Here is an 11,889-nt window from a genome sequence, read left to right on the forward strand (position 1 = left end):
GGCCCGTTTTCTTTGAAAGAAAACGGACCGGAATTTTTCAAAAATTCCGGTTAACCCGTCACTCCTCATCCTCCGCGTCCAGGAGTTCCATGTTCAGGCCGAGGCCACGGACCTCTTTGACCAGAACGTTGAACGATTCAGGCACGCCAGCTTCGAAGTTGTCTTCGCCTTTGACGATCGACTCGTAGACCTTGGTCCGGCCTGCCACGTCATCCGACTTGACTGTCAGCATCTCCTGCAGGGTGTAGGCGGCACCGTAAGCTTCCAGCGCCCAGACCTCCATTTCCCCGAAGCGCTGACCACCGAACTGCGCCTTACCACCCAGCGGCTGCTGCGTAACGAGCGAGTACGGACCAGTCGAACGGGCGTGAATCTTGTCATCCACCAGGTGGTGCAGTTTCAGCAGGTATTTGACACCTACCGTCACCTTGCGGCTAAACTCTTCACCCGACCGACCGTCGAACAGGACCGACTGACCACTTTCGTCAAAACCGGCACGGCGCAGCGCATCGTTCACGTCCGCCTCTTTTGCACCGTCAAAGACTGGCGTAGCGATTGGCACACCGTTCGTGACATTGCTTGCGGCCTCGATCAGCTGGTCCTCGCCCATGCCAGCGATGCCTTCTTCGTAGACATCATCACCATAGGCGATTTTCATCGCTTCGCGCACCGGCGTCAGATCGCCCGACCGGCGATACTCTTGCAGGGCATCGTCGATCTTCAGGCCAAAGCCGCGCGCGGCCCAGCCCATATGGGTTTCCAGAATCTGACCCACGTTCATCCGGCTGGGAACACCCAGCGGGTTGAGGCAGAAATCAACCGGCGTCCCATCGGCAAGGAACGGCATGTCTTCCATCGGAACAACCTTGGAAATCACACCTTTGTTGCCGTGACGGCCCGCCATCTTGTCACCCGGCTGCAGCTTGCGCTTCACCGCGATAAAGACTTTGACCATCTTCATGACACCCGGGGGCAGGTCGTCGCCGCGACGCACCTTTTCGACCTTGTCTTCAAAACGGGCATCCAGGGTGCGTTTCTGCGCCTCGTACTGCTCGTTCAGGGCCTCGACGATCTGGGCGTCTTTCTCATCCTTGAGGGCGAGCTGCCACCACTGGCCTTTGGTCAGTGTTTCCAGCAATTCCTCGGTGATCTCCGAGTTTGATTTGACACCTTTGGGGCCTTTTACAGCAACCTTGCCCATGATCAGCGTTTTCAGACGGGCATAGATGTTGCGATCAAGGATCGCCAGCTCGTCGTCACGGTCACGCGCCAAACGCTCGACCTCTTCACGTTCGATCTGCAGGGCACGCTCGTCTTTTTCCACGCCATGGCGGTTAAAGACACGCACCTCGACCACGGTGCCAAAATCACCCGGTTTGACGCGCAGCGAAGTATCGCGCACGTCGGATGCCTTTTCGCCAAAGATGGCGCGCAGCAGCTTTTCTTCCGGCGTCATCGGTGATTCACCTTTGGGGGTGATCTTGCCGACCAGAATATCGCCCGGCTCTACGTCGGCGCCGATGTAAACGATGCCCGCCTCATCAAGGTTGCGCAGCGCTTCTTCACCAACGTTAGGGATGTCGCGGGTAATCTCTTCGGGCCCAAGCTTGGTGTCGCGGGCGGCTACTTCGAATTCTTCGATGTGCACAGATGTGAACACGTCATCCCGCGCGATACGCTCGGAAATCAGGATCGAGTCTTCGTAGTTGTAGCCGTTCCAGGGCATGAACGCGACGACCACGTTCTTACCCAAGGCCAGTTCACCCAGATCGGTCGAGGGGCCATCGGCGATGACCTCGCCTTTTTCAACGGTGTCACCCACTTTGACCAACGGACGCTGGTTGATGCAGGTGTTCTGGTTCGAACGCTGGAATTTGCGCATCCGGTATATATCAACCCCCGGATCGCCAATTTCCATGTCCGCAGTGGCGCGCACAACGATCCGGCTGGCATCGACCTGGTCGATGATTCCGGCGCGTTTGGCCATGATCGAAGCGCCTGAATCTCGGGCCACGACGCCTTCGATCCCGGTGCCCACCAGAGGGGCCTCGGACCGCAGGGTCGGAACTGCCTGGCGTTGCATGTTCGATCCCATCAGGGCACGGTTGGCGTCGTCGTTTTCCAGGAACGGAATAAGCGAAGCCGCAACCGAGACAAGCTGTTTCGGGCTGACGTCAATCAGATCGACGTTTTCGCGCGGCGCCAGCATGTATTCACCCGACTGCCGGGTCGACACCAGATCGTTGATGAAGTTACCGTTTTCATCCAGCGTCGCGTTGGCCTGTGCCACGGTGTGGCGCATTTCTTCGGTCGCGGACATATATTGCACTTCGTCGGTCACATGGCCGTTCTCGACCTTGCGATACGGTGTTTCGATAAAGCCGTATTTGTTGACGCGGGCGAAGGTGGCAAGTGAGTTGATCAGACCGATGTTCGGGCCTTCCGGCGTTTCAATCGGGCACATCCGACCGTAATGGGTGGGGTGCACGTCGCGCACCTCAAAGCCCGCACGCTCGCGTGTCAGACCACCCGGCCCAAGCGCCGACAGACGACGTTTGTGGGTCACTTCCGACAGCGGGTTGGTCTGGTCCATGAACTGAGACAGCTGGCTTGAACCAAAGAATTCACGCACAGCAGCGGCCGCCGGTTTGGCGTTGATCAGATCCTGCGGCATCACCGTGTCGATTTCGACCGATGACATGCGTTCCTTGATCGCGCGTTCCATCCGCAGAAGGCCGACGCGGTACTGGTTCTCCATCAACTCGCCAACCGAACGGACGCGGCGGTTACCAAGGTGGTCGATATCGTCAATATCGCCCTTGCCGTCGCGCAGCTCGACCAGCGCCTTGATGCAGGCCACGATATCTTCGCGGTCCAGCGTACGCTGCGTGTCTTCTTTATCCAGATCCAGACGCATGTTCATTTTCACGCGACCAACAGCCGACAGGTCATACCGTTCGGAATCGAAGAACAGCGTGTCAAAGAGGGCCGATGCGGCCTCTTCGGTGGGCGGCTCGCCCGGACGCATGACGCGATAGATATCCATAAGCGCGGTTTCACGGCTCATGTTCTTGTCGGCGGCCATGGTATTACGCATGTAGGGACCGACATTGATGTTATCGATGTCCAGAACCGGGATATCAGTGATACCCGCGTCCAGCAGTTCCTGCAGGCTGCCACCGGTCACTTCGCCGTCTTTGTTGTATTCGAGCGTCAACTCGTCACCGGCTTCGACATAGATCGCGCCGGTTTCTTCGTTGATGATGTCCTTGGCGACAAACTTGCCAAGAATATGTTCATGCGGCACCAGCAACTCGGTAACCTTGCCGTCGTCGATCAGTTGTTTGACCACCCGCGGGGTAACTTTTTTACCTGCTTCGGCAATCACTTCTCCGGTTTTGGCGTCAATTAGATCATAGGTCGGGCGGGTGCCACGCACGCGCTCGGGGAAGAACTTGGTGACCCAGCCCTTTTTCTTTTTCAGCTTGAAATCGACCGTGTTGTAATAGGCATCCATGATGCCTTCCTGATCCATTCCGAGGGAATAAAGCAGTGTCGTCACCGGCAGTTTGCGGCGGCGGTCGATACGGGCAAAGACAATATCCTTGGCATCGAATTCAAAGTCCAGCCACGACCCGCGATAGGGAATGATCCGGCAGGCAAACAACAGTTTACCCGATGAATGGGTCTTGCCCTTGTCATGGTCAAAGAACACGCCGGGCGAACGGTGCATCTGGGATACGATCACACGTTCGGTGCCGTTCACGACAAAGGTGCCGTTCGGCGTCATCAGGGGCATGTCACCCATGAATACGTCTTGTTCCTTGATGTCCTTGACCGATTTGGCACCGGTATCTTCGTCGACATCAAAAACGATCAGGCGAAGTGTGACCTTTAGCGGGGCGCTGTAGGTCATGTCGCGCTGCATGCATTCCTCGACGTCGTATTTCGGCTTTTCCAGCTCGTAATCGACGAATTCCAGCACGCTGGTTTCGTTGAAATCCTTGATCGGGAAAACCGACTGGAAAACACCTTTGATGCCTTCGCCATCCATCGGTTGCGGCTGATCGCCGGAATCGAGGAACAGATCATACGAGGATTTCTGAACCTCGATAAGATTCGGCATCTCCAGCACTTCGCGGATTTTGCCAAAGTACTTGCGCAAACGTTTCTGGCCTAGGTAGGTCTGAGCCATGGTCGATATCACCTTTCATTTCTCACCGGTAGCGCGTGCTGTCGGGCCCCAGCACCGTTACCATCCGAGACGGCAGATTATGATCCATTCATGGCTGTCGTCCCAATGACAGCCTCCCGATCATGTAAACCTGGCCTTAGAAAGGGCTTCGCAGATTGCGGGCTGCAAAGCCCTTTCTAAGACAGGTCAGGCTGGGCCCGGATACTCCGGACCCAGCCAGTTTTTTGTCCGGGTTGCCCCGGCGCTGATTACTTCAGTTCGACTTCGGCGCCAGCTGCTTCCAGCTTGCCTTTGATCTCTTCTGCTTCATCTTTAGAGACCTGCTCTTTGACGGCTTTGCCACCAGCTTCGACCAGATCTTTGGCTTCTTTCAGGCCAAGACCAGTGATCGAGCGAACCTCTTTGATGACGTTGATCTTCGACGCGCCGGCCGATTTCAGGATCACGTCAAATTCGGTTTGCTCTTCAGCAGCAGCACCACCGGCGTCGCCGCCAGCAGCCGCCATCATGACCGCGCCACCGGCTGCGGGCTCGATGCCGTATTCGTCTTTCAGGATGGTTTTCAGTTCTTGTGCTTCGAGAAGCGTCAGACCAACGATCTCTTCTGCAAGTTTTTTCAGATCAGCCATTTTTGACTCTTTCCGTTTTCTAGATGTGTTCCAACGTTGGGCAATCAATCCCTACGCGGATATTACAAGTTGCTTTACGCGGCTTCGGCCTTTTCTTCGATGGTCGAAAGAATGCTCGCGATGTTCGAAGCAGGTGCGCCAATGGCCCCCGCGATGTTCGAAGCAGGTGCGCCGATCATGCCAACGATGGTCGCGATAAGTTCATCGCGCGACGGCAGTTTCGACGTGGCTTCAACACCAGCACGGTCCAGAGCGGTCTCACCCATAGCGCCGCCAAGAATTTCAAATTTCTTGTTATCCTTGGCGAAGTCCTCGGCCACCTTGGCTGCTGCCACGGGGTCCTCGGAATAGGTCAGAACGGTCATACCCGAGAGGTAATCAGCAATGCTTGCGCACGGCTTGCCCTCAAGGGCGATTTTGGCGAGCCTGTTCTTGGCGACACGTACGGAGGCTTCGGCGCCGCGGGCGCGGGCACGAAGATCCTGCATCTCAGCAACTGTAAGACCCGTGTAGTGGGCAACCACTACAACGCCAGAGCTTTCAAAGATCTGGCCGAGTTCCTCGACCACTTTCTCTTTCTGGGCTCTATCCACAGTTTCACTCCAAATATGGGGGTTTCCCCCCGGCTCAGTTAAGGGTGCTGCATGTGCAACGCCCCGTTCGGGTCCAATTTCAGGGTCCCGAGGCCAAAATCACCCGAAGGCAGTGCCTTCAAAGAAATCTCATCTCGTTCCCCATCTCAGGAAGGAATTATTCCCCGCGATTGCGACGAACCCTCCGTCTCGGACAGGACAGGGCCAATTTGGCGGCCCTGCCATTCGCTCCGGTCCGCGAACGGACCGGAACAAATTCTTGGTCGTCAGATCGCTTGCGCGATACAGACGTTATTCAACCGCTGCGTTGCTGACGTCAATGTTGACGCCCGGGCCCATGGTCGAGCTCAGCGAGATCTTTTTCATATAGGCGCCTTTGGCACCCGTCGGCTTGGCCTTTTGGACGGCACCGATGAAAGCGCGAATGTTTTCAACCAGCTTGCCTTCGTCGAAGGACACCTTGCCAACACCGGCGTGCACAACACCGGCCTTTTCGGCCTTGAACTGTACTTCGCCGCCTTTGGCTGCTTTGACAGCGTCTGCCACATCCATGGTAACCGTGCCCACCTTGGGGTTCGGCATCAGGTTGCGCGGGCCAAGGACCTTGCCCAGACGGCCAACAATCGGCATCATGTCCGGGGTCGCAATGCAACGATCAAAGTCGATCTTACCGCTCTGCACGATTTCCATCAGGTCTTCAGCACCAACGATATCGGCGCCAGCGGCCTGTGCTTCTTCGGCTTTGGGGCCACGGGCAAAAACCGCAACGCGCACGTCCTTGCCGGTGCCGTTGGGCAGACCGACGACACCACGTACCATCTGATCAGCATGGCGAGGGTCAACACCCAGGCACATGGCGATCTCGACGGTTTCGTCGAATTTCACGTTGGAATTGCCCTTAACCAGGGCAACAGCCTCTTCCACGGTCAGGTTGTCTTTGCCAGCAAAGGCTTCACGAGCGGCGCGGGTACGTTTTCCAATTTTCGCCATCTTACTTCACCTCGATGCCCATGGAACGCGCCGAGCCGAGGATGATTTTCATCGCCGCTTCAACATCGTTTGCATTCAGGTCTTTCCACTTGGCTTCGGCGATTTCCTTGACCTGCTTGGTGGTCACGGTGCCGACAGTTTCACGGCCGGGCAGTTTTGCCGCCGATTTCAGCTTGGCCGCTTTTTTCAGGTAATACGACGCAGGTGGCGTCTTGATGTCCATGTCAAAGGACTTGTCCTGATAATAGGTGATCACGGTGGGGCATGGGGCGCCAGGCTCCATGTCTGCGGTCTTGGCGTTGAACGCCTTGCAGAATTCCATGATATTGATGCCGCGCTGACCCAGGGCCGGACCAACCGGCGGGCTGGGGTTTGCCTGTCCTGCGGGCACTTGCAGTTTCATCTTACCTGCGAGCTTCTTGGCCATGTGGCCTCTCCTTTGTTTCCAACACCGTCGGGGCGCGCCCCTTGGGTTCTTAGTTGTGTGGTCCGGTCCGGGTGCCGCGGCCCCCTCGCCTCCCACTTACGCCGCATTCCCGTCTGGAACTGCGACGATCCCACGCTCAGCCCTGTTTGGTGACCTGCGTGAATTCCAGTTCGACCGGGGTTTCCCGACCAAAAATCGAAACCGTCACCTTGAGGCGCTGGTTGTCTTCGTCCACTTCCTCGACCGTGCCGTCGAAATCCTCAAACGGACCCTCGTTGACCTTGACCTTCTCGCCCACTTCATAGTGGATGAGTGTGCGTGGCGCGTCTTCGCCTTCCTGCACACGGTTCAGAATCGCATTTACCTCGGCATCGCGCATCGGCATCGGGCGGCCCTGGGGGCCCAGAAAACCGGTGACGCGGTTGATCGAGTTGATCAGGTGATAGCCGCGATCGGACATCTCCATATGCACCAGCACATACCCGGGCATGAAGCGGCGCTCGGCGGTTACTTTCTTGCCGCGGCGCATCTCGATCACTTCTTCAGTTGGGACCAGAACCTCGTCGATCTGGTCTTCCAGGGCCTGATCGGCGACGGATTGTCTGATCTGCTCGGCAATCTTCTTCTCGAAATTCGAGAGAACGCTAACCGAGTACCACCGTTTTGCCATCCTGCTTCATGCCCTTGTCTTGACCGGCCGCAAGGCCATAATTCTTACTTAATTCAGGCGGTTAAACCCGAGCCTCCTAAACAAAAATCGGCGCGCAACCCGAATCGCCGCACGCCATGTCCAGAAGAGGCCTGTCACCTACCGCTGATTGCCCTTGATTTCAAGGGGCCATTCAGGTTTTTCTCAGCCTTCAGCCAAACATCCCCAGAACCGCCTGCAACCCGCCACGGATCAACAGATCGACCAGAGAGAAAAACACTGCCGTCAGCGCCGCCATGATAAACACCATCACTGTGGTCAGCATAACCTCGCGCCGGGTTGGCCAGACGACCTTGGAAACCTCGGACCGGACCTGCTGAATAAATTGAAGCGGATTAGTGCGTGCCATGTGCCCTGTCTTCTCTCAAGAAACCTATGTGCGCCACATACGCGGGCAGATCGGCAAATTCAAGGCCAGAAGCCGCTTAACGGCCCTGGCCCTTCAGATGTTGCGCTTATACCTGGCTTAGCCCTGCTGTGCCTCGGCTGCGATCCGGTCAAACGGGTCCAGCTGATCCTGTGAAACCGGATCGGGCTCTGCCAGGCGCGAAAAGTCGGGGCTTTGGTAGCCTTCGGTCCATTTCGCGGGCAGCCGATCCATGAAAGCATCAATACGCTCGGCCCCGGCTTCAGCGCGCTGACGGATGGATTCGGCCAGTTTCGGGTTCCTTCTGTCGATCCGCTGCCAGAGTCCGACAAGCAGTTCGGCAACACGGTCAGGTCCAAGGCTGAAATACGAAATCAGGATGACCCAAAAGCTGACAAACAAGAAGACCGGCAAGAACCATGGCCGAAGCACCATGATCAGCGCGAGAACTGCGATGATGGAATGTTTACGTGTCGGCGTATAGTTCACCACCTTGTCCGACAGCCAGATCAACCCCCGCGACGGCGACAGGCGGCTGAGCACGGGAATCACCAGCTTTTTCTGAACTTTCGCAATATGGGGATTTGTACGACGCGGATGCCTTACCTTTTTTGGCGCGGGTTCCAGAACGTCGTCGGAAATATCAGGTATCAGATCCGGCAGGCTTTTGTGGCTTACCTCGCGCTTTTGCTCAACCATGATCCTGCGGATCAACCTGTCGGCAGTTTGCTCGGCAATCTCGGGGGACTGGGCGTCGACAGGGGGATGCCCGCTAAATTCCCGCCCCTCGTGGGGCAGATAGGCCAGTGGATCTGGCGCGCCTTTCGATCTTTTACTCATGGCAGCACTCGGTCTGTTCTGTCTGCGCCCCCACGCGTACCCCCCCTTGGCCAATAGCACCAAGGGGGTTAAAGGTTTTCCTAAGGCTGAAATCTGGCAAATTAAAGGCAACCCGGTGTCGGAAATCTGGCGCCGCCAATTTTGACACTTACCGCATACAGGCATGAATACCGCATACAGGCATGAATAAGACCCCGCCAGCTACCCGGCAGGGCCTTACCTTCACCCAAAAAACTCGCACTGAAATCCGCGCCGAGCCAAAACGATTCGTCTCTCCAACTCTGCGCAATCCTTTCTGGCACAGATGCGGATGTTATCCGATAGCAAGACGTCATAGCGCCCGATGCCATGCCGTTTTGCCGTGGCAGAGCGCAACTCTGACAAAAAGACCGGAACTGTCTAAACCTGACTAAGCATAGGCATTATTCTGAAAAAGCGGCACTGACAGCGGCTCAAAATACAGATCCACCTGCCAGAAACATCTGTCCCCTGGCCGCCAAAGAGGATCGGACATATCGACCACGCCAAAACCTTTGGTGCGCATGTACGAGACCATTTCATCGAACAGCAGGGAATCCGACGCAATCTGAAAGCCGTAGGTTTCAATGACAACCAGAGACGCGTTGGCAAGGATGTTCTTCGATCCTTCCAGAATGGGCAGTTCATAGCCATGCGTATCAAGCTTCAGCATATAAGGCGGACGGAGGCCGGCGTTCGGTTCAACAAGATCATCAAGGCGCACGGCGTCGACGACCAAAGGATTGGCACAATTGTCCGGTTCGGCCTTGCCGCCAAACGGATCATCGCCATTGAAACTGATTTTCCCTTTCTGGTTGCTTGCCGCTGCAATTTTGTACTGCGGCCGCGGGTGGGATCTGGAAAATTCTTCAAGGGCGGGCTGGTGATGTGGATTGGCTTCAATCAAAAGGTAATCAGCGTCAGGAAAATAGTCTCTTGTCTGCACGGTCCAGCGCCCATCCGACGCGCCGACATCAATCACTGTCTGCACTTTTACGCCGCGCGACGATATTCTGTGCAGTGCCGCGCGGGCATGCAGTTTCTTTTTCTCTTTAAATCGGCGCCGCCAAGACGCCGGGATTGCCTTTTTCAGGAAGGTCTTCATTGCAGATCCTCGTCTCTTGTCAGGGACGAAGGGTTACAAGTTTTGGGAACAGGCGGCAACGACCTAGTTTAATCGGGCAGTGAACAGGTCTGCGTGGATACGCTGCGCACTGGCCACAGGAATCGCAGAACGCGCCAGAGGAAAATTTTCAGATTGAAATGGCAGGGGCACCAGGGCTCGAACCCGGGACCTACGGTTTTGGAGACCGTCGCTCTACCAGCTGAGCTATACCCCTATCGCTGCGTCGGATTACGGCACCTTAAGCCCGGAATCAAGCGTGCAATCTCCTATTTTTGCGGTTCGGTCCCTAAAACCTGCTTCGGCAGCATGGCCGCGTAGCCCGGCATGGCAATTCAGGTGCCGATTTTCAGACCAGCGCCCAGGCCATCATGCCCATCCCGATCAACCCGAAAGTGAAGATAACCGAGCGCACCAACGGAACACCCGCGATGTAAACTGCGATATAGACGATGCGCGACAAGACGAAAATTTCAGCACCCAGTGTCGCCAATGATAAATCTGCGCCATTCACCACCAGGGCCAATAGTCCCAGCCCTAGAAAAACCGGCAGATTTTCAGCGAAATTTGCCGCCGCTTTCAAGGTCCGGGCCCGGTACACGCCGGGTTCAGGGAGGCTGTCGCGCGGCCCGGAATAGGCCACTGGCCCAATCCGGGCAAACAACATCAGCCCCGCCATGTAGACATTGACCAGATAAAGGGCCATCGCAGCCAGTATCCAAAAAACCATCCTTCGCTCCTTTTGATTTCCACAAAGGCTAGATATGAAGCTCGGGGAATATCCCCAATTCCCTCGTGGGGAATAGTTGCATGAAAAATGACTTTCGGTTCGGAAAGGCGCTCAAAGCCTTGCGCAGTGCGCTCAACCTCAGCCAGTTGGCATTAGCCAACCGGTTGGGCAGCACGCAGCGCCATGTCTCGTTTCTGGAAACCGGAAGATCGCGCCCCTCGCCAGCCTTTCTCCAACGCCTGTGTGCCGAACTGAACCTGAGTGCGGCACAGCGCGGCGCCCTCTTTGAGGCTTCGGACCACCGCACTCCCTACCCGCGCCGCACTCTCAGTTCGGACGAGGTGACGGACACCTTGAATATGATCACCTGCCGCATCCTTGATAACTGGCCCTTCCCCGGATTCATCCTAAACCCGGAATGGACTGTGCTGCGGATGAACGCGCCCGCACGGGTCATGTTTTCCAACCTCGGGGTCGATCCTGACAACGAATCCCCTAATCTGTTGCAGTTACTACTGTCGCCACAATTTCGCGCCCGGATTCTGAACTGGGGCGAGGCCAGTCAGGGGCTGTATTTCCGAATGCTGGAAAAAGCCGAACGTGTTCCTGAGATTCGACAAGCCTTTGATCAGGCGCGTCGTGAAGGTGTGTTTGACCATATCCCACAGATGATCACCGGCAATCATCCTGCACCGATCTATGTACCTTTACGACTGAGTGTGCCCGGCGGGCCTACGCTGGAGATGACATCGTTTGTGGGGCAACTGGCTACGGTGCAGGACGCGATAATCGAAGGATTAGAGGTTGAACTGATGGTGCCGCTGGACGATGCGACCGATGCGCAGATACGCGCAAAGGGCCAGGGCAGCAAATTATTCTGAAATGAGTGGGCACAAATCCTGAATAGCCACTCATTACGGGTAAAAAAGGATTTTTCGCGATCCAAAGAACCTGCGGAACACCGTCGCAATGCCGACAAAGGCAACTAGCATCAAAACACCAACGGGTATGAACGCGATCCCCATAGGGGAAACGTCGTCATTCCGGATCTAAATGCCAAAGAGCGTTTTCAAACGGATAAACGACAAAAAAGAAGGCGGCCAAACTATGGCCGCCCTCAGAGCATTTCAGCGAGTAAACTTGGTTTACTCGATAATTTTCGACACGACGCCGGCGCCGACGGTGCGGCCGCCTTCGCGGATGGCGAAGCGCAGGCCGTCTTCCATGGCGATCGGCGCGATCAGTTCAACCGTGAACTTCAGGTTGTC

General features: G+C 56.3%; 12 protein-coding genes and 1 tRNA gene. 1 reads left to right on the forward strand and 12 read right to left on the reverse strand.

Features of this window, described 5'->3' with window-relative positions; genetic code table 11:
- Positions 1-58: 58 nt before the first annotated feature.
- The 11 genes from rpoB to PEL8287_RS10380 all read right to left on the reverse strand — a co-directional run bounded on the left by rpoB (position 59) and on the right by PEL8287_RS10380 (position 10,621).
- A complete protein-coding gene (rpoB, locus tag PEL8287_RS10330) occupies positions 59-4,195 on the reverse strand; it encodes a DNA-directed RNA polymerase subunit beta (protein WP_085892292.1) in 4,137 nt (1,378 codons plus the stop codon).
- A gap of 248 nt (positions 4,196-4,443) precedes the next feature.
- On the reverse strand, positions 4,444-4,824 hold the full coding sequence (gene rplL, locus PEL8287_RS10335) for a 50S ribosomal protein L7/L12 (protein WP_085892293.1): 381 nt from the start codon (positions 4,822-4,824) through the stop codon (positions 4,444-4,446).
- A 74-nt stretch (positions 4,825-4,898) separates the two neighbouring features.
- Positions 4,899-5,417, reverse strand: a complete 519-nt coding sequence (gene rplJ / locus PEL8287_RS10340) for a 50S ribosomal protein L10 (RefSeq protein ID WP_085892294.1) — start codon at positions 5,415-5,417, stop codon at positions 4,899-4,901.
- Positions 5,418-5,708: 291 nt separating this feature from the next.
- Positions 5,709-6,407, reverse strand: coding sequence for a 50S ribosomal protein L1 (rplA, locus tag PEL8287_RS10345; protein ID WP_085892295.1), 699 nt, complete (start codon positions 6,405-6,407; stop codon positions 5,709-5,711).
- Between the two features lies 1 nt (position 6,408).
- Positions 6,409-6,834: a 50S ribosomal protein L11 gene (rplK, locus tag PEL8287_RS10350; RefSeq protein WP_085892296.1), complete on the reverse strand. Its 426-nt coding sequence runs from the start codon at positions 6,832-6,834 to the stop codon at positions 6,409-6,411.
- Between the two features lie 136 nt (positions 6,835-6,970).
- Positions 6,971-7,504: a transcription termination/antitermination protein NusG gene (nusG, locus tag PEL8287_RS10355; RefSeq protein WP_085892297.1), complete on the reverse strand. Its 534-nt coding sequence runs from the start codon at positions 7,502-7,504 to the stop codon at positions 6,971-6,973.
- 190 nt (positions 7,505-7,694) lie between these two features.
- Positions 7,695-7,892: a preprotein translocase subunit SecE gene (secE, locus tag PEL8287_RS10360; protein ID WP_085892298.1), complete on the reverse strand. Its 198-nt coding sequence runs from the start codon at positions 7,890-7,892 to the stop codon at positions 7,695-7,697.
- Positions 7,893-8,009: 117 nt separating this feature from the next.
- Positions 8,010-8,750 carry a hypothetical protein gene (locus PEL8287_RS10365; RefSeq protein WP_085892299.1) on the reverse strand — a complete coding sequence of 247 codons (741 nt, stop codon included), beginning with the start codon at positions 8,748-8,750 and terminating at the stop codon, positions 8,010-8,012.
- A gap of 409 nt (positions 8,751-9,159) precedes the next feature.
- Positions 9,160-9,873 carry an FkbM family methyltransferase gene (locus PEL8287_RS10370; protein ID WP_085892300.1) on the reverse strand — a complete coding sequence of 238 codons (714 nt, stop codon included), beginning with the start codon at positions 9,871-9,873 and terminating at the stop codon, positions 9,160-9,162.
- Positions 9,874-10,032: 159 nt separating this feature from the next.
- Positions 10,033-10,108, reverse strand: a tRNA-Trp gene (locus tag PEL8287_RS10375).
- A gap of 132 nt (positions 10,109-10,240) precedes the next feature.
- Positions 10,241-10,621, reverse strand: coding sequence for an MAPEG family protein (locus PEL8287_RS10380; protein WP_085892301.1), 381 nt, complete (start codon positions 10,619-10,621; stop codon positions 10,241-10,243).
- A gap of 80 nt (positions 10,622-10,701) precedes the next feature.
- Here PEL8287_RS10380 and PEL8287_RS10385 point away from each other — a divergent pair, with 80 nt between their 5' ends.
- Positions 10,702-11,502, forward strand: coding sequence for a helix-turn-helix domain-containing protein (locus PEL8287_RS10385; protein WP_085892302.1), 801 nt, complete (start codon positions 10,702-10,704; stop codon positions 11,500-11,502).
- Positions 11,503-11,766: 264 nt separating this feature from the next.
- Here the strand turns inward: PEL8287_RS10385 and PEL8287_RS10390 are convergent.
- Positions 11,767-11,889: EF-Tu C-terminal domain-related protein (locus PEL8287_RS10390; protein WP_463203579.1), on the reverse strand; the 123-nt coding region annotated here is incomplete at its 5' end.

Origin of the sequence: Roseovarius litorisediminis, from assembly GCF_900172295.1 — a bacterium.
Taxonomy (GTDB): Bacteria; Pseudomonadota; Alphaproteobacteria; order Rhodobacterales; family Rhodobacteraceae; genus Roseovarius; species Roseovarius litorisediminis.